A 21,626-nucleotide genomic window follows, 5' to 3' on the forward strand; every position below is an offset into this window, starting at 1 on the left:
CCTGTCTCGGTATATTGCTATGTCACGCCAGTGCCGTTCATTCGGTCAGCGTGCTTTACTCCGCCCCACGACCCCCGTGATCTCCACCAGGGCGTACACGCTTGCCCTCCACGACGGTCTTCCGATCGCCGGTTTGCCCCGGCGCAGATTAATAAATTGCTGCTGCATCGAGGTAAACAGGAAGCGCGCATCGCGTTCGCTATCCGCCGCGACCACGTTGACGCACACCATGGCATAAGGTTTCGCCAGACGCGCAGAAGGCTTGAATTTCTCACGATAGAGATGCAAAGCCTGGAACAACAGGTCCGGTGCAAAGTGGGAAGCAAAGGCGAACGGCAAGCCGAGCTGTGCAGCCAGTTGTGCGCTGTAGAGGCTGGAACCCAATAACCAGACTGGAATTTTTAAGCCTAAACCCGGTACCGGTTGTACCGGAGGATGCTCACCCTCTTCGGCATCAAACCAACGAATCAGTTCTGCTACATCTTCCGGGAAGCTATCCGCCTGGGCGCTGGAGAGATGGCGGCGCAGTGCGAGCATGGTGCGCTGGTCAGAACCTGGCGCACGGCCCAGCCCTAAATCAATACGGCCAGGGTATAAGGATTCGAGCGTACCAAACTGTTCAGCGATCACCAGCGGTGCGTGGTTGGGCAGCATAATACCGCCAGATCCGAGGCGCAGAGTTTCGGTATTCGCGGCCAGATAGCCAATCAACACGGAGGTTGCCGCACTGGCGATACCGGTCATGTTGTGGTGCTCAGCGAGCCAGTAACGATGGAAACCAAGGGCTTCAGATTGACGCGCCAGCGCCAGCGAATTGTGGAAAGCTTCGCGCGCAGCAGAACCTTGCGGGATAGGTGCAAGATCCAGCACGGACAGGCGAACGTTTTTTTTCTCAGACATGGGCACTCCAGATAATGATGGCGCAGGTGTTATCAGACCTGCGCCAGTCAGTATTACGCATCATTACCCATATTAAAACTGCTATTAACAGCAGGAATATAGCCGGAATGTGCCTTTACCGTCCGCCTTCAAGCGCCATACCCGCCAAACGACGCCAGTAACCGTTGCATTCACTGCCGCGCGCCATCATCAGCGGCGCTTCACCGGCTTCGTTCGCACGGAAGCGAGCAACCTCTGTTAGCGTGGTTTCATCCTGCGGCGAGAGGCGTACGATGTCGATCCAGTTATGCATGCTGGCCAAATCGTTACCAAGGTTATAGCAGTAGCCGCTCATGGTCTGGATGCCATTCAACACAAACACCTGTTGGCCCTCCTGCGACAGCACGCGGCGGCCAGTGGGATAGTGAATACAGCAAGTCTGACAGTCATCTTTGGCGCGATTTTCGGAACGGGCGGTAAAGCAGCGTGCCGACAGCGCCAGCGGCAGATGGCCATAGCCCAATACCTCCACTTCGAACTTGTCGCGCAGGCCTGCGGCATCGCACTGCTGCAACAGTTGAATCAGCCAGTCGCGCGACATCTCGACCGGTAAACACCAGCGCGTCATACCCTCTTTGAGCAGCAGCTGTAGCGTTTGCGCGTTGTAGACGTTAAGCGTCGGCCCGGCGACAAACGGCAGCTTACGTTCGGCTGCCATGTTAACGGTGCCGATGTCGTTGGCTTCCAGCAAAAACTCACCGTTCTCCACATAGCGCCGCAGCTCTTTGACTTCCGAAGGCGACTGCAATAGCGCCAGCGTGCTGAACACGACCTGTTTACCGTGTTGTGCCAGGTGGCGTGCTAATTCCATCCATTGCTGGAATGAGGTTGCACGACGTTTACTGCATACCGCTTCGCCGAGGTAGATGATGTCAGCAGAGCTGACGGCAGCCTGCTGATAAAAGCGTTCCAGCGTTTCCGTTGGCCAGTACCACAGCACCGGCCCGATGGCATATTTCATAGCATCTCCTCACTGCCAGCTGCGGTGATAGGCACCGAGCGTGGTCTGGCTACCTTCAGAAAGTTCGCCCAACGCGCGCATCCAGGGTTCCTGCACCGCGAATTGCTCGGGCGAGGCCATGCAGCGATCAATCGCCTGGCGCCACACTTTTGCTACTTGCGCCACATAAGCCGGACTGCGCTGGCGGCCTTCAATTTTTACCGAAGCGATATTGGCGCGAAGCAACTCCGGCAACAGCGATAAGGTATTCAGGCTGGTGGGTTCTTCCAGCACGTGATAGCGCTGGTCATCCACTTCATATCGCCCTTTACACAGCGTGGGATAACCGGCGCTCTCATCGGCGCTGTAACGATCAATCAGCACTTCATTGAGGCGCGATTCCATCCCTTGTGGCGTTTGCTGCCAGCGCACGAATTTTGCCGGTGAGCAGGCTCCTGCACTGTTCGGTGATTCCCCCGTTAGCCAGGATGAGAGATAACAGCGACCTTCGGCCATAATGCACAGGCTGCCAAAGGCAAACACTTCGAGTGGCACCGGTGTTTCACGCGCCAGCTGTTTAACCTGATGCATCGACAGTACGCGCGGCAACACCACGCGGCTGAGATCGAAATGGCGATGGTAAAAGTGGATGGCCTGCAAATTTGTGGCCGAAGCTTGCACGGAAAGGTGGCGTTCCACCTGCGGATAACGCTGCGCGGCATACTCCAGCGTAGCGATATCGGCGAGAATCAAGGCATCTGCGCCGTTCTGCGCCGCCACATCAATGGCCGTTTGCCAGCGATTCATCCCATCAGGATGGGCAAAGGTATTGATGGCCACGTGCAGCTTGCGGCGATGCTGGTGCAGGAAGCGCGCCGCTTCTGCCAGCTTCTTGTCAGTAAAATTAAGGCCAGCAAAGTGGCGGGCATTGGTGTCATCTTTCAAACCGACATACACTGCATCGGCGCCATGCTCCACCGCCGATTTCAGCGCAGGTAAATTCCCCGCTGGACACAGCAGTTCCATACATTTCCTCCCCCGAATTCCGAAGCGTTAAAGTGTAGGGAAGGCGACAGGCGTGAATGTTGATTTAAGGCAGTGAAAGCGTCAGTCAGCATGCAGAGTGAAGATTATTTAATCAATTGTTCCGCAATTTCCTTGATCTCAGTGGAGGCGAGGGCGCCTGGATGTGGCAATATAGGTAAAATTTTCTGAAGGGATTGTTGATGATGTTTTCGCGCTTACGCGGCCTGATGGTGAAAAAAGGCCCAGAATTCCTTGCCTTACCTATTTCATTCACCCCATTCCCTGTAAAAAAAGTGGTTTTGCAACAACTCTTAAACTGGCAATTTCGTCATGCTTTGTCTGAAGGTGAGTTAGACTTTCTGGAAGGGCGTTTTCTGGGGATTGAGATTGCGGATGTAAATCTGCAGTGGATCACCACCTTGCAGAATGGGCGCCTGACCGTTTCACGCGACGCCGAGGCAGATGTCTGGTTCCGCGGTGAAGCCAACGACTTGTTGCTGGTGGCAGCACGCAAAGCAGACCCCGATATGTTGTTTTTTCAACGCCGTTTGGTGATTGAGGGCGACACGGAGCTGGGTTTGGAGGTGAAGAATTTGATGGATGCCATTGAACTGGATGCCATGCCTACGCCTTTGCGCACGGGGTTGCAGCAGCTGGCTGCCTTTATTGAGGCAGGAATGAAACAGGACGCGAAGGCCGCTGAGGCGCGCGCGGGGATCTCATGTTGATTCGTACTGAAATTGGTGTGGATGCGGCGGGCATCGACAGCTTATTGAAGCGTAGTTTTGCGACCTCCGCCGAGGCTGAACTGGTGCAGCAGCTGCGTGAAGATGGTTTATTAACGCTAGGTGTAGTGGCCACGGATGATGAAGGGCAGGTATTAGGTTATGCCGCCTTTAGCCCGGTGACCTTACAAGGTGAAGACCGCAATTGGGTGGCGCTGGCGCCTCTGGCGGTGGATGAATCCGTGCGCAAGCAGGGCATTGCCAAACAGCTGGTGTATGAAGGGCTCGATTCCCTGAACGAGTTCAGCTACAGCGCGGTGGTGGTCTTGGGCGATCCCGAATTCTACAACCCGTTGGGCTTCGAACCAGCTGCTCGTCATGGCCTGCACTGTCGCTGGTTGGGTAGCGAAGCGGCGTTTCAGGTGTATAAATTAGCGGATGATGCATTTACGGGCGCAGAAGGATTAATCGCTTTCTCCGAACCTTTTAATCGTTTCGATTAAACCACGCATTCAGGCATGAAGGCTGCTGCGATACCAGCAGCAGCTTTTGCGTGCGACTGAGTTGCTTCACCTGATATTCCAGGCGCGAAGCGGCTGCGCGATCGCCGGCATCACAGTTAAACACCAGCGTCAGCGGACCCTTGCCACGCAATGCGCGCGCACCTTTCCCGGATTGATGCTGCTGCAGGCGGCGATGAACATCTGTGGTAATGCCTGTATAAAGCATCCCGGCGGCGGTTTGCAGCATATAGAGCTGCCAGCCCTGTTGCATATGACTTTTCCTGTTCAATGGCTGTTGGGCAGTGTAGCGCGCTTAGGCTAGCCTCGCTATCTGCCACATGGAGTTGCATTGTGTCTGACCATTCTCATCTTATTCGTTTTCTTAAAAAACAGCGTGCGCTGTCATTATGTGCCAGCAATGGCGACGATCTGTGGTGTGCCAACTGCTTTTACGTGCTGGATGAAACACGAATGGCGTTTTGGTTGATGACCGAACCGGGTACGCGACACGGCATGTTAATGCAGGCCCAGCCGCGCGTCGCGGGCACAGTCAACGGCCAGCCAAAAACCGTGCTGTTAATCAAAGGCGTGCAGTACAGTGGCCGTATTCAGCAGCTTACTGGAGAGCGTGAAGCGCAGGCGCGGCATGCCTACCAGAAACGCTATCCGATTGCCCGCAAGGTTCAGGCACCCTTGTGGGAGATTATGTTGGATGAGCTGAAGATGACTGACAACGCGCTGGGCTTCGGCAAAAAAATCCTTTGGCAGCGCGATAAAACCGGCGAAAGTTAATTTTCCGCGCCCGATCAAACTTACGCTAACTTTGCGTAGCAGATTCCAATAACCTGAATAACACTATGGACTAACCGCCTCACTCCCCGGTGCGGCATTCGTTATTCTGTAGAATACGGATTCTGTTATGACCCAACTCGCATCTTCTGCACCAGCGGCGCGCTTCGCATGGTGGAAACCCTTTCTGTTCCTCGCCGTCGTCGTCATTGGCCTGTGGTACGTCAAATGGCAGCCCTATTACGGCAAAGCCTTCACGGCGGCTGAAACCCATTCAATCGGCAAATCCATTCTGGCGAATGCCGCGGACTCACCGTGGCGCGCGGCGCTGGATTACGCGATGGTTTACTTCCTCGCCGTCTGGAAAGCCGCAGTGCTGGGTGTGATTTTGGGATCGCTGGTACAGGTGCTGATCCCACGCAACTGGTTGCTGCGCCTGATGGGCAACTCGCGGTTTGGATCGACGCTGATCGGCACCGGTTTAGGCTTGCCGGGCATGATGTGCACCTGTTGTGCCGCGCCAGTGGCGGCGGGGTTGCGTCAGTCGCAGGTGTCGAGCGGGGCGGCGATGGCCTTTTGGCTGGCCAATCCGCTATTAAATCCCGCCACGTTAATCTTTATGGGATTTGTGCTGGGTTGGCACTTCGCGGCGATTCGGCTGGTGGCGGGCTTGATCATGGTGCTGGGCATTGCATCGCTGGTGCAGCGTAGCGTGCCGGATAACAGGGTCGCAGCGCCGCTGGTCACAACAGCAGGCAGTGAACAGCCATTCCTGACTCGCTGGCTGCGCGTGATGTGGCGGCTGTTCTGGAACACCATCCCGCTGTATATCGTTGCCGTGCTGTTATTGGGTGCTGCGCGAGTCTGGCTGTTCCCGCATGCCGATGGCGCAGTGGGCAACACGCTGTTTTGGGTGATGCTGATGGCGATAGCGGGCTGTTTGTTTGTCATTCCCACCGCTGCAGAAATTCCCATTGTACAGACCATGATGCTGGCGGGCATGGGGATCGCGCCTGCGCTGGCGTTGCTGGTAACCTTACCCGCCTTGAGTGTGCCATCGCTACTGATGCTGCACCGTGCCTTCCCGGCGCGCGCGCTGTGGATCGCGCTGATTGGCGTGGCGCTCAGCGGTATGATCCTCGGTACGATCGCCCTGTGGCTGACGTAAATACCAGATCTTCTGATTGCGGCTGCCGCGCCATAGCAGCCGCGCATCTTTCTCCGCTTCCACGAACCGCCCGTCGATCAGCACATCAATTTCATCCACCACTTCACGCTGTGCCGCGCTCAGTTCCGCCATCTCATAGCCGGTCCACAGCCAGATATCTTTGTCCGGGCATTCACGCCGCACGCGTTTCACCAGACGACGGATGTGCGGCACATTGTGCGGATGCAGGGGATCGCCGCCGCTGAGCGACAACCCCTGGCGCGGAATGCGCTGATCCTTGAGATCGGCAATCAGCTGCTCCTCCATCTCCAACGTGAACGGTACGCCGGAATCGAGCCGCCAGGTACTTTGGTTATAGCAGCCACGGCACTGATGTTCACAACCCGAGACAAACAACGTGCAGCGGGTGCCCGGCCCGTTGACGATATCGACGGCGTAATAGCGATGAAAACGCATCATCCCAGCTGTCCGGTATCCAGATGTTTAACGCGGCGCTGTACCTCTTCCTGCTTACCGGCATTGAACGGCCGCGCATCTGGGCTGCCCAGATAGCCACAAACACGGCGCGTGACGGAAACCCGTGCCGGATCGTGGTTACCACAGCACGGACAGGTAAAGCCTTTGCTGGTGCAACTGAATTCACCCGTAAAGCCGCATTCGTAGCACTCATCGATGGGCGTATTGGTGCCGTAATAGGGCACGCGGTGATAGCTGTAATCCCACACATCCTCCAGCGCCTTGAGGTTGTGTTGAATATTGGGGTATTCGCCGTAACAGATGAAGCCGCCATTGGCGATGGCCGGGTAGGGCGCTTCAAAGTCGATCTTGTCGTAGGGATTTACTATCTTTTCGACGTCGAGGTGGAAGCTGTTGGTGTAATAACCTTTGTCGGTGACGCCCGGCACCACACCAAATTCGGCGGCATCGAGCCGGCAGAAGCGATCGCAGAGATTCTCGCTTGGCGTGCTGTACAGGCTAAAACCGTAGCCGGTCTCGTCTTTCCACGCATCCACAGCAGCACGCAGTCGCTGCACAATCGCCACACCTTTTTCCCGCAGGTGCTGCGCATCATAAGGATGGACTTCATTGCCGCTCAGCGCGTTCAGCGTTTCATGCAGGCCGATGTAGCCGAGCGAGATCGAAGCGCGACCGTTGCGGAAAATCGTGCCGACTTCGTCATCAGCGTTCAAACGTACGCCACACGCGCCCTCCATGTAGAGAATCGGCGCTACGCGTGCTTTGGTTTTCTCCAGCCGGGCGATGCGCGTCATCAATGCCCGTTTAGCCAGTTCAAGCCGTTCATCCAGCAGCAGCCAGAAATGAGCTTCATTGCCTTTGGCTTCCAGTGCAATGCGCGGCAGGTTCAGGCTTATCACCCCAATATTGTTTCGCCCTTCGTGAATCTGCTTACCGTTTTCCTCATACACGCCGAGGAAGCTGCGGCAGCCCATCGGGGTTTTGAACGAACCGGTGACTTCTACCACCTTGTCGTAATTGAGAATGTCGGGATACATGCGCTTGCTGGCACACTCCAGCGCCAGCTGTTTGATGTCGTAGTTAAAATCACCGGGACGACGATTCACCCCTTCGCGGATGGCAAACACCAGTTTCGGGAACACCGCGGTTTTATGATTTTTCCCCAACCCTGCGATGCGATTACGCAGAATCGACTGTTGAATCAGGCGTGCGGCCCAATCGGTGCCAAGACCAAAGCCAAAGGTGACAAACGGCGTCTGCCCGTTGGCAGTGTGCAGCGTGTTGACCTCATATTCGAGAGACTGGAATGCGTCATAACACTCTTTCTCGGTGCGCACGCGCGCATAGGCTTCCGCATCCGGGATCTGCCACTGCTGTGCCACGGCGCGATGTTTCTCCAGACTAAGCGTCACAAACGGCGCCAGCACTTCATCAATGCGGTTGATGGTGGTGCCACCGTAAATATGGCTGGCGACCTGCGCAATGATCTGCGCCGTCACCGCCGTCGCGGTGGCAATGGATTTCGGCGGCTCGATTTCGGCATTGCCCATCTTAAAGCCATTGTTCAACATGCCCTGAAGATCGATCAACATGCAGTTAAACATCGGGAAAAATGGCGAATAGTCGAGATCGTGATAGTGGATCTCACCGCGCTCATGCGACAGAACCACATCACGCGGCAGCAGCTGCTGCTGGGCATAATGTTTGGCAACGATGCCTGCCAGCAAATCGCGCTGGGTGGGGATCACTTTGCTGTCTTTGTTGGCGTTTTCGTTGAGCAGCGCGGCATTGGTTTGTTCAACCAGGCCGCGAATGGCGTGATGCAGTTTGCCACGCTGTTCACGGGCTAAATCACGGTCATGGCGATATTCGATATACGCGCGCGCTAGCTGCGGCCAGCGTCCGGCCATCAGCGTCTCTTCCACTGCGCACTGAATGTCACGGATATCGACCTCAATGCGATCGGACAATCGCTGGCTCACTTGCTCTGCGACTTGTGTGCACCAACTCGCATCATCAATCTGAGCAGCTTGCGCCGCCGCCTGAACCGCTAGCGCAATACGCTGCGCTTCAAACGGCACTTTACAGCCGTCTCGCTTAATCACCACCGCCGCCATTTCCTCTCCGTGAAACTATATGTAGATATTTGTGCAGAGTGTAATCGCAATATGTGGTGTTTTGGCTGAAATTAATTGCGTTGTTTTTGACCTGCCTCAAAGAAGACATAACGAAGATTGAAAGCCGCACAATGGTAAAGCGGACTAAACTTCAAAAGTTTTAAACAGACCAAACTTCGAACTTTTACAACTTGATTTGCGATGCGAAGCAGGTTTAATGATTTTTTTTTGCCTATTTTTGGCCCGTCATTTAATTACAAGGATGCCTTACATGCCTCTGCAACGAACGCTGCTCGCCTGTTGTTTATCCCTGACTTTTTCCGCTGTTGCCGCCGCCGCCTCTGATCTGCCTTTAATGCCCTGGCCGCAAAAAGTGGTGCAGCCTGCCAGCGGCGGCGCATTGACGCTGACACCGCAATTCACGCTGCATATTACGGGCGATCATCTGGAGGGGGCTGAAGCGCGCTGGCGTGCACGTATTTCACGTCAAACCGGTTGGCCGCTGCTGCCCGCCAGTGCGCCGAGCGGCCAGGCCACCATTCAGGTACAAATTGCCCAGGCAGTGGATCCCCTGCCACAGCCGGACAGCGATGAGAGCTATCATCTTGAGGTCAACAGCGGCGGCGTGACGCTAAAAGCCAACACGCGTTTCGGTGCGATGCGCGGCATGGAGACCCTGCTGCAGTTGATTGAGAATAATGAGACGGGAACGCAGATCCCCTACGTCATCATTGACGATAAACCACGCTTCCCGTGGCGCGGGGTGCTGATCGATTCGGCACGCCACTTCCTGCCGATTGAAACGGTGAAGCGGCAGATCGACGGTATCGCCGCAGCGCGAATGAACGTATTCCACTGGCATCTGACCGATGATCAGGGCTGGAGATTTGCCTCCAGCCACTATCCGCAGTTGCAGGAGAAGGCCAGTGACGGCCTTTACTACACGCAGCAACAGATGCGTGATGTGGTGCGTTATGCCACCCAGCGCGGCGTGCGCGTGGTGCCGGAAATTGATGTGCCTGGGCACGCCTCGGCGATCGCGGTGGCGATGCCAGAACTGCTCAGCGCGCCGGGCCCGTACCAGATGGAACGCGGCTGGGGCGTGTTTAAACCGCTGCTCGATCCCAGCAACGAAGCGGTCTTCACCTTCATCGATACGCTAATGGGCGAGGTTACGGCGATCTTCCCCGATCCTTATATCCATATCGGCGGCGATGAAGTGGATCCGACCCAATGGAATGACTCGCCGAAAATTCAGCAGTTTATGCGTGACCATGGTCTGAAAGACACGCACGCATTACAGGCGTGGTTCAATCAGCGGGTGGAGAAGATCCTGGAAGCGCATCAACGTCGCATGATTGGCTGGGATGAGGTTTACCATCCGGATCTGCCGAAAAGCATTTTGATCCAGTCCTGGCAGGGACAGGATGCGTTAGGTGAGGTGGCGAAGCACGATTTCCGTGGCATTCTCTCAACCGGTTTCTATCTCGATCAACCGCAAACCGCAGCCTACCACTACCGCAACGAGCCCTGGCCGCAGGGACTCCAGGGTCAGGATCAGATTCAAGCCGACGAGCAAGCGCAGAGCTGGCAGTTCACCATGCCGCGTTTGAAGGGCAGCCCGGTCAAAGGCAGTTTCACTCTGGTGGAAGCTAAAAACGGCTGGCGTGGCTTTATTGATTTCAGCGGCAAAGCGCGGCGTATGGTGAGTGATATTCGCTGGCTGTCGCCCACGCAGTTGACCTTTAGCGTCGATACCTGGATGGGGCCGTTTCAGCCAATGGTCACTCTGACGCAGGACAAACTGACCGGTTACATGCTGGTGGGCAATGTGCGCTATCCCGCTGAGGGCAGCAAGCTGGCACAGGTGCCGACCGGTATTCAGCCTTCAGTGCCAGCGCCTGAGCAAATGCAAAACAACCTGATTGGCGGTGAAGCAGCGCTGTGGGCGGAAAACGTCAACAGCCGGGTAATTGATACGCGTTTATGGCCGCGTGCCTTTGTGGTGGCTGAGCGCCTGTGGTCGGCGAAGGATGTCGCCAACAGCGACAACATGTACCAACGCTTAAACGCGGTGGATCGCTGGGGCACGGTGTCGGTGGGATTACAGCAGCATCAGCAGGCGGAGGTGCAGATGATGCGACTGGCCAACACCAGCGATATCACGCCGCTGCGCGTGCTGGCGGAGGTGCTGGAACCGGCGCAGTATTATACGCGTCAGCACCTGAAATTCCAGGCAGGGCACTATGACTATTTCGAGCCGCTCAATCGTCTGGCGGATGTACTGCCTGCCGAAAGCGAACCGGTGCGGTTACTGGATAAACAAGTCGATGCACTGATCGCCAACCGCGAGGATCGCATGGCGGCCAACGTTATTCGTCAGCAGTTACAGCGCTGGCAGAACAACAGTGACGCGGTGATGCCGCTGATTCTGAGCAGCTATCAGCTCAAGCCGCTGCAGCAGCAGGTTCAGCAGGTGGCGCAACTGAGCCGCATGGGCATCGATTTGGTCAATGCGATGCAGCGTAATCAGGCATACGGTGCCAGCGAAGTGGCTGAGATGCGCGCCAAACTGGACGCTGCGGCAGAAGTGCAGGATGAAACGGTGCTGGCGTTGGTCAGGCCGCTGGAGAAGTTGTTGAGGTCATCTAAATAAATGGATGCGCGACCAATCACGCCGCTACGAGGGGATGGCACACCATGGAATTACGTCGCTACGGGGGTGAAGAGCTCGCCATGCATTGATGTCGCTAAGGTGATGTTCTAGCACACTCATCGCGCCGCCACAGTTGAGTACAAATTTGTAGCGGCGCAATTTATTGCGCATTGCCTTTACTTAACGACGTACGGCAATCGCCTCAATCTCGATCTTCACGTCTTTTGGCAGACGCGCCACTTCCACACAAGAACGTGCTGGGAAGCTGGCATCGTGCTCGGTAAAGAAGGCTTCGTAAGTGGCGTTAACGGTGGCGAAGTCGTTCAAATCTTTCACGAACACGGTGGTTTTCACAATGTCGCCCACTTTCAGGCCAGCGGCTTCCACGATCGCCTTCACGTTCTCCAGTGACTGACGCGCCTGCGCAGACACATCATCTGCCACGGCACCGGTCGCCGGATCAACAGGGATTTGGCCTGAAGTGATGATCATGCTGCCGAGATCCACGCCCTGCACATAAGGGCCAATTGCTGCGGGTGCTTTTTCTGTGCTGATTTCGCGAGACATTGTTTCTCCTTAAAAGTGCGCAGCCGACCTTTGTCAGCCGCGTATTGGTTCGCCCCATTATAGGGACGATAAGCACGATTACCAGTGACCGAGCACCACGTGGCGCGCGAACTCTTTCTCGCAATATTTGCACTTCAGGTGCACATCATCGTCACGCTGTTTCACCGCGAAGCTGCTGAATACTGGCTCACTGCGGCTGATGCAGTTGCTGTTCGGGCAGGTCAGCACGCGTTCGACACGGTCCGGTAAGGTCGGGGCGATTTTCGCTACTACTTCGTATTCATCAATACGGTTAACCGTGGCGTGAGGCGCATACACCGCCAGCTGGTTAATCTGATCATCGGTCAGGAAGGTATTCTCGATCTTAATTAAATCCTTGCGCCCCATCTCGCCTGAAGGCAGATTCAGTCCAATGGTGATGCGCTGGTCGGTCTCGGTCAGGCGAAACAGCGACAGTAATTTAAAACCGACCTGCGCAGGAATATGGTCGATTACCGTGCCACGCTTGATGGCTTCAACCTGCAATTTATTATCGTGAGTCATCGGTTTCTCCTTACAGGGCCAGTTCGCTATTCAGTACCAGTGCCAGCAGAGCCTGGCGGGCGAAGATGCCGTTGCCCGCCTGCTGGAAATACCAGGCGTGCGGCGTGCTATCGACGTCAGTGGTGATCTCGTCAATACGCGGCAACGGATGCAGCACTTTCATGTTGTCGCGAGCGCCGGCTAAATCGGCCGCGCGCAGGATGAACTGTGCTTTGACGTTGGCATACTCAGACGGATCGAGACGCTCTTTCTGCACACGGGTCATATACAGGATGTCGAGTTCCGGCATCACTTCTTCGATGGTGTCGTGGCGCGTCCAGACAATGTTCTGCTCATCCAGCATATCGGTGATGTAGGCCGGCATCGCCAGCGCATCCGGCGCGATAAAGTAGAAACGGTTGCCGGTGAATTTCGCCAGCGCCTGGGTGAGCGAGTGCACGGTGCGGCCATATTTCAGGTCACCGACCATCGCCACATTCAGGTTGTCGAGGCGGCTCTGGGTTTCACGGATGGTGAACAGATCCAGCAGGGTTTGCGTGGGGTGCTGGTTGGCACCGTCACCGGCATTCAGAATTGGAATGCCGCTGGAGAATTCAGTCGCCAGGCGCGCGGCGCCTTCCTGCGGATGACGCATCACAATCGCATCGACATAAGTGCTGATCACCGAAATGGTGTCGGCCAGTGTTTCGCCTTTCTTACCCAGCGAGGTATTGCTGCCGTCGGCGAAGCCCACCACTGAAGCACCCAAACGATGCATAGCGGTTTCAAACGACAGGCGGGTGCGCGTCGAGGCTTCAAAGAAGCAGCTGGCGATCACGTTATGCTTCAGCAGTTCCGGCTGGGGATGAGCCTTGAGCTGGGCAGCGGTGTGTAACACCAGCTCCAGTTCTTCGCGGTTGAGATCGTTAATGGAAATAATGTGCTTGCGATATAGCGGGTTGGCCATAGCGTTCTCCTCTGCGCTGCCGGATTGCGGACAAAAAAAAGCCCCTGCTTAAGGGGCTTTTTTTACGATCAATGGTTGACGGAAAGAAACAGCGGCATCGCCTGTGGTCAGGCGGGGTAGAGCGGCAAATTGTGCGCTGCGCTGTTGCATGTTTCCTCCGGCAAATTGTGGCGCATTATACGCATTCACTGATTTGCATCAAGCAGAAATCGCCGCAAGGTAAACGTTTGCTTTATGGGTTACCCAGCGTGGCGACCATCACCGCTTTGATGGTATGCATGCGGTTTTCGGCCTGATCGAAAACGATGCTGTGCGCCGATTCAAACACCTCGTTACTCACTTCCATGCCGTCTTTCAGACCATACTGTTCAGCCATCTGACGGCCCAGCGTGGTTTGATCATCATGGAAGGCGGGCAGGCAGTGCAGGAATTTCACCTGTGGATTGCCGGTCAGCGCCAGCATCGCGCTGTTTACCTGATACGGACGCAGCAGGGCGATACGCTCTTCCCATACCGATTTCGCTTCACCCATCGACACCCACACATCAGTGTAGATGAAATCCGCACCTTGCACGCCCTCGGCAATCTCTTCGGTCAGGGTGATTTTGCCACCGGTTTTCTGTGCTGCAACGCGACACTGTTCAACCAACTGCTCTTCCGGCCAGCAACCCTTCGGTGCCACCAGGCGCAGGTCCAGCCCTACCAGAGCTGCCGCTTCCAGCATGCTGTTGCCCATGTTGTTACGTGCGTCACCCACATATACCAACGTCATATCGCTCAATGGTTTACCTGGCAGATGTTCTTGCATGGTGAGCAAATCTGCCAGCAACTGCGTCGGGTGGAATTCCGTGGTCAATCCGTTCCACACCGGCACACCGGCAAATTCCGCCAGCGTTTCCACCAATTCCTGACCGAAGCCACGATACTGGATGCCGTCGTACATGCGGCCAAGAACGCGCGCGGTGTCTTTCATCGACTCTTTATGGCCGATTTGGCTGCCGCTTGGGCCGAGATAAGTCACGTTAGCGCCCTGATCGTATGCGGCAACTTCGAAAGAGCATCGGGTACGGGTCGAGTCTTTTTCGAAGATGAGCGCGATATTCTTGCCTTTCAGGTACTGCGTTTCGGTAGCATTTTTCTTAGCGTGTTTTAATTCACCTGCCAGACTTAACAGGTTAGCGATTTCGGCGGGGGTGAAATCCAGCAATCTCAGGAAGTGTCTCGAATACAGCTGACTCATACAGCGCTCCAGATGGGGACTAATAATGAATTAAAATTCAATTTAACCGTATGAATATGCATTTTCAACCCCGACGTTAAGAAACTTTCCGTTTTGTGTAGTGGCGCGCGAGGCAGTGTGGGAAAATAATTGCATTCACGTCGAACATTTTGAGGACACGCACATGGCATATGAAGCATTGCTGGAAGAACAGCGCGAAGAAACCCGCCTGATCATTGAAGAGTTGCTGGAAGACGGCAGCGATCCGGATGCGCTTTACACTATCGAGCATCACCTCTCTTGCAACAACTTCGACTCACTGGAGAAAGTCGCGGTTGAGGCTTTCAAACTGGGCTTTGAAGTGAGTGAGCCAGAAGAGCTGGAGCTGGAAGAGGGCGGCACGGTGATGTGTGTGGATATCCTGAGCGAAGGCGCATTGAAGCCAGAGCTGATTGATGCACAAGTTGAGCAACTGGTGAATCTGGCCGGTAAGTTCAACGTCGATTACGACGGCTGGGGCACTTACTTCGAAGACCCGGACGCGGAAGATGAAGACGACGATGGTGATTTCATCGACGACGAAGAAGACGACGGTGTGCGTCACTAGGTCTTAAACGGGCGGCGCTCGCCGCCCAGAACCACTTCCCCGCCAGATAAAGAACGCCGATGAATTACGCTCCCCTGTTAGAACCCATTTATGAATTTCTGCACTGCCGCACGCCACAAGCGTGGATTGACGAAGCGCGCAAGCCGGAAAACCTGACGCTGTTGTTGACCGATCACATGGTGTGCGAGTTAAAAGCGGCACAAACCGCGGTGTTTATCATTCGTAAGTATGTGGCTGATAAACCCAGTGGCGATGCCATTCTGGCGTGGCTCAAGCCATACGAAGATTTCATCTACCGCGAAGAACCAGACAGCAACTTCATTAACGCGCATAAAAATCTGACCAAGAGCATCATTGTGCGTAACGAACTGCCGTGGGCGGATGATTTGGTCGAGATGATGATTCTGCTGATCAAAGAAGAGCTGCATCATTTTTATCAGGTGTGGGAAATCATGCAGTCGCGTGGTTTGCCGTATCGCAAAATCACTGCCAGCCGCTATGCCAAAGGGCTGATTCGTGAAATCCGTACGTTTGAACCTGAAGCGCTGGTGGATAAGCTGATTTGCGGTGCCTATATTGAAGCGCGATCCTGCGAGCGTTTTGCCAGCCTGGCGCCGTATCTGGATGAACAGCTGCAGAAGTTCTATATTTCGCTGTTGCGTTCTGAAGCGCGTCACTATCAGGATTATTTGAAGCTGGCGGAACAGATTTCAGCGAAGGACATTGCCCCGCGCGTGCAGGCGTTTGGTGCAGCGGAAGCGCGCTTAATCAGCGAGCCGGATGGTGAGCTGCGTTTCCATAGCGGTGTGCCCGCTTACTAAGTTGGGTGCGCAATTCTGCGCACCGCTTTTACATCACAGCACTTTCAACATTCGCACTTCACAATCGCCGTGCCCGGTACAGCCCATCGCGCTGTCGATCAGCTCAAAACCCAATGACTCATACAGCTTAATCGCGCGGGTTAGCGTGCCGGTGGTTTCCAGATAACAGCGACGGAAACCCTGCTGACGCGCATACTCCATCGCCCGCAACGCCAGCGCACGCGCCAGCCCTAAACCGCGCACTTGGGGCAGGAAGTACATCTTCTGCAATTCGCAGATGTCCGGTGCGCTACACGCCAAAGGTGCCACGCCGCCGCCGCCCACAACACGTCCCTCATGCTCGACGATCCAGTAAGCGCTGTTCGCTTCGCTGTACAACTCGAACAGGCGATCCAGATTCGGATCGGACACGGTGTAGCCTTTATCGGCGGTCAGGCCAAATTCTGCGGAGACATCACGGATCACTTGCGCAATCAGCGGATTATCGGCCGCAACAATCGGGCGCACCTGTAAATTCAGTGGCGTAGCGGTGGTCATCATTTTCTTCCGGTGTAAAAAAGCCGGGCAGTGCCCGGCTATGATTTAGCAATTGGACTGATGCGCTTACAATGCCGCAATCACGCCCTGCTGTTCAATCAGTTTTGCTTTTGATTGTTCCAGCTCAACGATGCGCTCGCGCTCTTTCGCCACCACCGCTTCCGGTGCACGTGCAACAAAGCCTTCGTTCGCCAGTTTGACCTGGATCTTCTCAATCTCGACATCCAGCTTGGTCAGCTCTTTCGCCAGACGCTCCAGCTCGGCTTCTTTGTTGACCAGATCCGCCATTGGGATCAGCAACTCAGCGCCTTCGACGATCTTGGTGACTGACACCGGACCTTTCTCGCCCGCAGGCAGAATGGTCAGGCTTTCCAGACGCGCGAGACGTGACAGGAAGCTACGGTTCTCATCAACACGACGCTGCGCGGTTGGCGAGCAGTCACGCAGCAGCACATCCAGCGGTTTACCCGGTGCGATGTTCATTTCAGCACGGATGTTACGCACCGCCACGATCGCCTGCTTGATCCACTCAATGTCCGCTTTGGCTTCCGCATCTTCTTTCGCCGCATCAAACTGCGGGAACGGCTGCAGCATGATGGTGTCGTGATCGATATTCTTCAGACCTTTCACACGCTGCCAGATGGTTTCGGTGATGTAAGGAATGATTGGGTGCGCCAGGCGTAAGACCGCTTCCAGCACGGTGACCAGCGTATTACGCGTGCCGCGCAGTTCCGCTTCGCTGCCGTTGCTCATGACCGGCTTGGTCAGCTCCAGATACCAGTCACAGAACTGGTTCCAGGTGAAGTCATACAGAATGTTGGCTGCGATATCAAAGCGATAGCTGTCCAGCGCTTCACGATAGGCTTTCACGGTGCTGTTGAATTCGGTCAGAATCCAGCGATCCGCCAGTGACAGCTTCAGTTCGCCGCCGTTCTGCCCGCAATCGTGCTCTTCGGTGTTCATCAGCACGAAGCGGCTGGCGTTCCACAGCTTGTTACAGAAGTTGCGATAACCTTCAAGACGCTTCATGTCCCAGTTGATGTCACGACCGGTTGAGGCCAGTGCCGCCAGGGTGAAGCGCAGGGCATCGGTGCCGGAAGCCACAATGCCGTCCGGGAACTGCTTCTCGGTACGCTTGCGGATCTTCTCAGCCAGCTGCGGCTGCATCATGTTACCGGTGCGTTTTTCCAGCAGGTCTTCCAGCGAAATGCCGTCGATCATATCCAGTGGATCGATGACGTTGCCTTTCGACTTGGACATCTTCTGGCCTTCTTCATCACGAATCAAACCGGTCATGTAGACGGTTTTGAAGGGCACCTGTGGCTTGCCGTCTTCATCTTTGATGAAGTGCATGGTCAGCATGATCATGCGCGCAATCCAGAAGAAGATGATGTCGAAGCCGCTCACCAGCACGCTGGTTGGGTGGAAGGTACGCAGCGCTTCGGTATTCTCTGGCCAGCCAAGGGTAGAGAAGGTCCACAGGCCTGATGAGAACCAAGTGTCCAGTACGTCGTCGTCCTGGCGCAGAACTACAACGTCAGCCAGGTTATTTTCCTGACGCACTTCGGTTTCAGTACGACCCACATAGACGTTGCCGTCGTTGTCATACCAGGCCGGGATGCGATGTCCCCACCACAGCTGACGCGAGATGCACCAATCCTGAATGTCACGCATCCATGAGAAGTACATGTTTTCATACTGTTTTGGCACAAACTGGATGTCGCCGTTTTCGACCGCTTCTACCGCAACTTTCGCCAGTGGAGCGGTGCGCACATACCATTGGTCGGTCAGCATCGGCTCGATCACTACGCCGCCACGGTCGCCGTAAGGCACGGTCAGATCGTGTGGTTTGATTTCATCCAGCAGGCCGAGTTCATCAACCGCAGCCACCATGGCTTTACGCGCCGCGAAACGCTCCATTTTCTGGAACTGCGCTGGGATCTCATCGGCGCATTCGTCGCTGACTTCACCGTTGGTGTCGAACACTTCCGCACGCTCGCGGATATCGCCATCAAAGGTCAGGATGTTGATCATTGGCAGCTTGTGACGACGACCGACTTCATAGTCGTTGAAGTCATGCGCTGGGGTGATCTTCACGCAGCCGGTGCCTTTTTCCATGTCCGCGTGCTCATCACCCACGATCGGAATGCGGCGGTTCACCAGCGGCAGGATCAGTTCTTTACCGATCAGATCTTTATAGCGCGGATCTTCCGGGTTCACCGCCACGCCGGTATCGCCCAGCAGGGTTTCCGGACGAGTGGTGGCGACCACCAGATAATCTTTGCCTTCTGCGGTTTTCACGCCATCCGCCAGCGGGTAGCGGATATGCCACATTGAGCCTTTGCTCTCGCGGTTTTCCACTTCCAGGTCGGAGATCGCGGTACGCAGTTTTGGATCCCAGTTCACCAGGCGTTTGCCACGGTAAATCAGATTCTCTTTATACAGGCGCACGAAGACTTCACGCACCGCATTCGACAGGCCTTCATCCATGGTGAAGCGTTCGCGCTCCCAATCCACGGAGTTGCCAAGGCGACGCATCTGACGGGTAATAGTGCCGCCAGACTCTGCTTTCCACTGCCAGATTTTGTCGATGAAAGCATCACGGCCGTAATCCTGGCGAGTTTTGCCCTCTTCAGCGGCGATCTTGCGCTCAACCACCATCTGCGTCGCGATACCGGCATGGTCAGTACCTGCCTGCCACAGGGTGTTTTTACCCTGCATACGCTGGTAACGAATCATGGTATCCATGATGGTCTGCTGGAAAGCGTGACCCATATGCAAGCTGCCGGTGACGTTCGGCGGCGGGATCATGATGCAAAAGCTTTCCTGGCTGGTATCGCCATTCGGTTTAAAGTAGCCCTGCTGTTCCCAGTGCTCGTAGAGCGGCTGCTCGATATCTTGCGGGTTATATGTCTTTTCCATTTCTACACTGTCGTTTGCGGCGGAGGTGGCGTCGCCGTATTCAATTGGAAACCAACGCTGCGATACGTTTTGTAGCGATCGCGCGCCAGTTGTTTTAAGGATTCTTCGTAAGGAACAAAGTCTATCACTTCATGGAAACCAGTAGCAAAATCTGCGAACTGTGGCAGCAGGCTGATCAGCAGGTCACGCGGGGAACTGCCGCGGCGCTGCGGCCAGGCCAATTCTACCGGTGCGCCGTAACGCGGGCCTTCACCCGCCAGATTGTGCGGCACAAAGGCGTTGGCGGGACGCTGCCAGAGCGCTTCATCCAGACGATTAGCTTGGTCTTCATTCTCGCAGGCAATCAGAATGCGTTTGCCGTCACGCCAGCGTGTTTCGGCCAGATCGCACACCAGTGCTTCGATGGCGCTCAGGCCGTCGCTGGCGTTTTCCGACTCCATCACATAGAAAGTGGCGTTTTTCATGGCAAGCTTATTTCCATTAATGACAGTGGGGCGCATTTTGCGCCCCATGAGTTCATACGTCTATCTTTGAACCGCGATTAATCGTCGCCGTTCAATCCTGCGCGGTTCAACAGGAACTGCGACAGCAGCGGAACTGGACGACCGGTGGCGCCTTTGGTTTTGCCAGAGCGCCATGCGGTACCGGCGATATCCAGGTGCGCCCAGTTAAATTTACGGGCAAAGCGTGCGAGGAAGCAGGCTGCGGTGATAGCACCACCCGGACGGCCGCCAATGTTTGCCATATCGGCAAAATTGGATTCCAGCTGCTCCTGGTACTCATCCGCCATCGGCAGACGCCAGGCGCGGTCACCCGCTTGCTCGGAGGCGCTGATCAGCTCGTGCGCCAGCGGATTATGGTTCGACATCAAACCGCTGACGTGATGGCCCAGCGCAATCACGCAGGCACCGGTCAGGGTCGCGACGTCAATCACCACTTCAGGCTCGAAGCGCTCCACGTAAGTCAGCGCGTCGCACAGCACCAGACGGCCTTCCGCATCGGTATTCAGCACTTCAACAGTCTGGCCTGACATGGTGGTCAGCACATCGCCTGGACGCATCGAACGACCATCCGGCATGTTCTCACAACCCACCAGTACGCCGACGACGTTCAACGGCAGATTGAGTTCCGCCACCATGCGCATCACGCCGTACACGGACGCCGCGCCGCACATGTCGTACTTCATTTCATCCATCGAATCGGCCGGTTTGATCGAGATACCACCGGAATCGAAGGTCAGGCCTTTACCCACCAGCACAATTGGACGCGCTTCAGGATCGGTGCTGCCTTTGTACTCAATGACCGACATCAGCGATTCGTTGTGTGAACCGGCCCCGACCGCCAGATACGCGTTCATGCCCAGCTCTTTCATCTGCTGTTCGCCGATGACACGCGTGGTGACATTTTTGCTGTACGCATCAGCCAACTGACGCGCCTGCGACGCCAGATACGCGGCGTTACAAATATTTGGCGGCATATTGCTGAGGTCTTTGGCGGCTCTGACGCCCGCTGCCACCGCTAAACCATGCTGAATCGCACGTTCACCGCTGGTGAGTTCACGACGGGTTGGCACGTTGAACACCAGCTTGCGCAGTGGACGGCGCGGTTCAACTTTATTGCTTTTCAGCTGATCGAAGTTGTAGAGCGCTTCTTTTGAGGTTTCAACCGCCTGGCGGACTTTCCAGTAAGTGTTACGCCCTTTAACATGCAGTTCGGTCAGGAAGCACACCGCTTCCATCGAACCCGTGTCGTTCAGCGTATTAATGGTTTTCTGAATCACCTGTTTATACTGGCGTTCATCCAGCTCGCGCTCTTTACCGCAGCCGATCAACAGGATGCGTTCAGACAGGATGTTAGGCACATGGTGCAGCAGCAATGTCTGACCGACTTTGCCTTCCAGTTCACCGCGGCGCAGCAGGGCGCTGATGTAGCCGTCGCTGATTTTATCCAGCTGTTCAGCAATGGGTGACAAACGGCGCGGTTCGAAAACGCCCACAACAATGCAGGCGCTACGCTGTTTTTCCGGGCTACCGCTTTTTACACTGAACTCCATGCACTCTCCTGAATCTTAAAGACAACGGCCTTAGCTGTCGTTAGAATGTAGCGCGTTCGTAACCCATTATT

19 protein-coding genes and 2 pseudogenes are annotated in these 21,626 nt (G+C 55.5%); 7 read left to right on the forward strand and 14 right to left on the reverse strand.

The annotated features are described in order from the left end of the window. Window positions 1-129 precede the first annotated feature (129 nt). The 3 genes and pseudogenes from H7A81_RS02965 to H7A81_RS02975 all read right to left on the reverse strand — a co-directional run. Window positions 130-900, reverse strand: a pseudogene (locus H7A81_RS02965) (MsnO8 family LLM class oxidoreductase); the annotation flags it as partial. Window positions 901-1,015: 115 nt separating this feature from the next. Continuing rightward, the gene (locus H7A81_RS02970) at window positions 1,016-1,900 is read right to left on the reverse strand and encodes a U32 family peptidase (protein ID WP_182056680.1); all 885 of its coding nucleotides are present in this window, start codon (window positions 1,898-1,900) and stop codon (window positions 1,016-1,018) included. 9 nt (window positions 1,901-1,909) lie between these two features. Continuing rightward, the gene (locus H7A81_RS02975) at window positions 1,910-2,905 is read right to left on the reverse strand and encodes a peptidase U32 family protein (protein WP_038649392.1); all 996 of its coding nucleotides are present in this window, start codon (window positions 2,903-2,905) and stop codon (window positions 1,910-1,912) included. Window positions 2,906-3,108: 203 nt separating this feature from the next. On the opposite strand from H7A81_RS02975, the gene H7A81_RS02980 reads away from it, so the two are divergent. Continuing rightward, window positions 3,109-3,633 (forward strand): SCP2 domain-containing protein, encoded by a 525-nt coding sequence (locus H7A81_RS02980; protein ID WP_182056708.1) that lies wholly within the window; start codon window positions 3,109-3,111, stop codon window positions 3,631-3,633. Beyond that, window positions 3,627-4,133, forward strand: coding sequence for a GNAT family N-acetyltransferase (locus H7A81_RS02985; protein ID WP_034826492.1), 507 nt, complete (start codon window positions 3,627-3,629; stop codon window positions 4,131-4,133). The genes H7A81_RS02980 and H7A81_RS02985 overlap by 7 nt, the downstream gene beginning before the upstream one ends. Here the strand turns inward: H7A81_RS02985 and H7A81_RS02990 are convergent. Then, window positions 4,117-4,404, reverse strand: coding sequence for a GIY-YIG nuclease family protein (locus H7A81_RS02990; protein WP_034826490.1), 288 nt, complete (start codon window positions 4,402-4,404; stop codon window positions 4,117-4,119). The two genes, H7A81_RS02985 and H7A81_RS02990, sit on opposite strands and share 17 nt — an antisense overlap. 80 nt (window positions 4,405-4,484) lie before the next feature. Between H7A81_RS02990 and H7A81_RS02995 the strand changes: the two genes are divergently transcribed. Both H7A81_RS02995 and H7A81_RS03000 read left to right on the forward strand, forming a co-directional pair. Beyond that, window positions 4,485-4,925 carry a YhbP family protein gene (locus H7A81_RS02995; RefSeq protein WP_182056681.1) on the forward strand — a complete coding sequence of 147 codons (441 nt, stop codon included), beginning with the start codon at window positions 4,485-4,487 and terminating at the stop codon, window positions 4,923-4,925. Window positions 4,926-5,052: 127 nt separating this feature from the next. Beyond that, window positions 5,053-6,090, forward strand: a complete 1,038-nt coding sequence (locus tag H7A81_RS03000; protein ID WP_182056682.1) for a permease — start codon at window positions 5,053-5,055, stop codon at window positions 6,088-6,090. Here H7A81_RS03000 and nrdG read toward each other — a convergent pair. Together nrdG and nrdD are read right to left on the reverse strand one after the other, a co-directional pair. Then, window positions 6,085-6,549, reverse strand: a pseudogene (nrdG, locus tag H7A81_RS03005) (anaerobic ribonucleoside-triphosphate reductase-activating protein); the annotation flags it as partial. The gene H7A81_RS03000 and the pseudogene nrdG overlap by 6 nt on opposite strands. Next, on the reverse strand, window positions 6,546-8,684 hold the full coding sequence (gene nrdD, locus H7A81_RS03010) for an anaerobic ribonucleoside-triphosphate reductase (RefSeq protein ID WP_182056684.1): 2,139 nt from the start codon (window positions 8,682-8,684) through the stop codon (window positions 6,546-6,548). The gene nrdD and the pseudogene nrdG, both read right to left, overlap by 4 nt. Window positions 8,685-8,955: 271 nt before the next feature. Here nrdD and H7A81_RS03015 point away from each other — a divergent pair, with 271 nt between their 5' ends. After that, window positions 8,956-11,340, forward strand: coding sequence for a beta-N-acetylhexosaminidase (locus H7A81_RS03015; protein ID WP_182056685.1), 2,385 nt, complete (start codon window positions 8,956-8,958; stop codon window positions 11,338-11,340). A gap of 180 nt (window positions 11,341-11,520) precedes the next feature. Here H7A81_RS03015 and ridA read toward each other — a convergent pair whose 3' ends face one another. From ridA to argF, 4 genes are all read right to left on the reverse strand, one after another. Further along, window positions 11,521-11,907 (reverse strand): 2-iminobutanoate/2-iminopropanoate deaminase, encoded by a 387-nt coding sequence (gene ridA / locus H7A81_RS03020; RefSeq protein WP_084934256.1) that lies wholly within the window; start codon window positions 11,905-11,907, stop codon window positions 11,521-11,523. Between the two features lie 78 nt (window positions 11,908-11,985). Then, complete coding sequence (gene pyrI, locus H7A81_RS03025; protein WP_034826475.1) at window positions 11,986-12,450, reverse strand: aspartate carbamoyltransferase regulatory subunit; 465 nt, start codon at window positions 12,448-12,450, stop codon at window positions 11,986-11,988. A 10-nt stretch (window positions 12,451-12,460) separates the two neighbouring features. Continuing rightward, the gene (pyrB, locus tag H7A81_RS03030; RefSeq protein WP_034826472.1) at window positions 12,461-13,396 is read right to left on the reverse strand and encodes an aspartate carbamoyltransferase; all 936 of its coding nucleotides are present in this window, start codon (window positions 13,394-13,396) and stop codon (window positions 12,461-12,463) included. 232 nt (window positions 13,397-13,628) lie between these two features. Further along, window positions 13,629-14,636 carry an ornithine carbamoyltransferase gene (gene argF, locus H7A81_RS03035; RefSeq protein WP_166935962.1) on the reverse strand — a complete coding sequence of 336 codons (1,008 nt, stop codon included), beginning with the start codon at window positions 14,634-14,636 and terminating at the stop codon, window positions 13,629-13,631. A gap of 163 nt (window positions 14,637-14,799) precedes the next feature. Between argF and rraB the strand changes: the two genes are divergently transcribed. Next, complete coding sequence (gene rraB, locus H7A81_RS03040; protein ID WP_034826466.1) at window positions 14,800-15,222, forward strand: ribonuclease E inhibitor RraB; 423 nt, start codon at window positions 14,800-14,802, stop codon at window positions 15,220-15,222. Window positions 15,223-15,281: 59 nt separating this feature from the next. Beyond that, window positions 15,282-16,043: a tRNA-(ms[2]io[6]A)-hydroxylase gene (locus H7A81_RS03045; protein ID WP_166935961.1), complete on the forward strand. Its 762-nt coding sequence runs from the start codon at window positions 15,282-15,284 to the stop codon at window positions 16,041-16,043. Between the two features lie 33 nt (window positions 16,044-16,076). Here the strand turns inward: H7A81_RS03045 and H7A81_RS03050 are convergent, their stop codons facing one another. The 4 genes from H7A81_RS03050 to pepA all read right to left on the reverse strand — a co-directional run bounded on the left by H7A81_RS03050 (window position 16,077) and on the right by pepA (window position 21,555). Next, on the reverse strand, window positions 16,077-16,583 hold the full coding sequence (locus tag H7A81_RS03050) for a GNAT family N-acetyltransferase (RefSeq protein WP_370529933.1): 507 nt from the start codon (window positions 16,581-16,583) through the stop codon (window positions 16,077-16,079). Between the two features lie 63 nt (window positions 16,584-16,646). Beyond that, window positions 16,647-19,502: a valine--tRNA ligase gene (locus tag H7A81_RS03055; protein ID WP_182056686.1), complete on the reverse strand. Its 2,856-nt coding sequence runs from the start codon at window positions 19,500-19,502 to the stop codon at window positions 16,647-16,649. A 2-nt stretch (window positions 19,503-19,504) separates the two neighbouring features. Further along, on the reverse strand, window positions 19,505-19,966 hold the full coding sequence (locus H7A81_RS03060) for a DNA polymerase III subunit chi (RefSeq protein WP_166935955.1): 462 nt from the start codon (window positions 19,964-19,966) through the stop codon (window positions 19,505-19,507). 77 nt (window positions 19,967-20,043) lie between these two features. After that, window positions 20,044-21,555 carry a leucyl aminopeptidase gene (gene pepA / locus H7A81_RS03065; protein WP_166935953.1) on the reverse strand — a complete coding sequence of 504 codons (1,512 nt, stop codon included), beginning with the start codon at window positions 21,553-21,555 and terminating at the stop codon, window positions 20,044-20,046. Between the last annotated feature and the right edge of the window lie 71 nt (window positions 21,556-21,626).

Origin of the sequence: Pantoea sp. ME81 (genome assembly GCF_903970985.1) — a bacterium.
Classification (GTDB): Bacteria; Pseudomonadota; Gammaproteobacteria; order Enterobacterales; family Enterobacteriaceae; genus Pantoea; species Pantoea communis.

What these genes read in the sequence shown, in the direction of transcription:
- H7A81_RS03060 (WP_166935955.1), bottom strand. Translation starts at nt 19,966, where the DNA reads ATGAAAAACGCCACTTTCTATGTGATGGAGTCGGAAAACGCCAGCGAC.
- argF (WP_166935962.1), bottom strand. Translation starts at nt 14,636, where the DNA reads ATGAGTCAGCTGTATTCGAGACACTTCCTGAGATTGCTGGATTTCACC.
- H7A81_RS02975 (WP_038649392.1), bottom strand. Translation starts at nt 2,905, where the DNA reads ATGGAACTGCTGTGTCCAGCGGGGAATTTACCTGCGCTGAAATCGGCG.
- H7A81_RS02985 (WP_034826492.1), top strand. Translation starts at nt 3,627, where the DNA reads ATGTTGATTCGTACTGAAATTGGTGTGGATGCGGCGGGCATCGACAGC.
- pepA (WP_166935953.1), bottom strand. Translation starts at nt 21,555, where the DNA reads ATGGAGTTCAGTGTAAAAAGCGGTAGCCCGGAAAAACAGCGTAGCGCC.
- rraB (WP_034826466.1), top strand. Translation starts at nt 14,800, where the DNA reads ATGGCATATGAAGCATTGCTGGAAGAACAGCGCGAAGAAACCCGCCTG.
- H7A81_RS02970 (WP_182056680.1), bottom strand. Translation starts at nt 1,900, where the DNA reads ATGAAATATGCCATCGGGCCGGTGCTGTGGTACTGGCCAACGGAAACG.
- H7A81_RS02980 (WP_182056708.1), top strand. Translation starts at nt 3,109, where the DNA reads ATGTTTTCGCGCTTACGCGGCCTGATGGTGAAAAAAGGCCCAGAATTC.
- nrdD (WP_182056684.1), bottom strand. Translation starts at nt 8,684, where the DNA reads ATGGCGGCGGTGGTGATTAAGCGAGACGGCTGTAAAGTGCCGTTTGAA.
- H7A81_RS03050 (WP_370529933.1), bottom strand. Translation starts at nt 16,583, where the DNA reads ATGATGACCACCGCTACGCCACTGAATTTACAGGTGCGCCCGATTGTT.
- H7A81_RS03000 (WP_182056682.1), top strand. Translation starts at nt 5,053, where the DNA reads ATGACCCAACTCGCATCTTCTGCACCAGCGGCGCGCTTCGCATGGTGG.
- H7A81_RS02990 (WP_034826490.1), bottom strand. Translation starts at nt 4,404, where the DNA reads ATGCAACAGGGCTGGCAGCTCTATATGCTGCAAACCGCCGCCGGGATG.
- H7A81_RS03015 (WP_182056685.1), top strand. Translation starts at nt 8,956, where the DNA reads ATGCCTCTGCAACGAACGCTGCTCGCCTGTTGTTTATCCCTGACTTTT.
- H7A81_RS03045 (WP_166935961.1), top strand. Translation starts at nt 15,282, where the DNA reads ATGAATTACGCTCCCCTGTTAGAACCCATTTATGAATTTCTGCACTGC.
- H7A81_RS03055 (WP_182056686.1), bottom strand. Translation starts at nt 19,502, where the DNA reads ATGGAAAAGACATATAACCCGCAAGATATCGAGCAGCCGCTCTACGAG.
- ridA (WP_084934256.1), bottom strand. Translation starts at nt 11,907, where the DNA reads ATGTCTCGCGAAATCAGCACAGAAAAAGCACCCGCAGCAATTGGCCCT.
- pyrB (WP_034826472.1), bottom strand. Translation starts at nt 13,396, where the DNA reads ATGGCCAACCCGCTATATCGCAAGCACATTATTTCCATTAACGATCTC.
- pyrI (WP_034826475.1), bottom strand. Translation starts at nt 12,450, where the DNA reads ATGACTCACGATAATAAATTGCAGGTTGAAGCCATCAAGCGTGGCACG.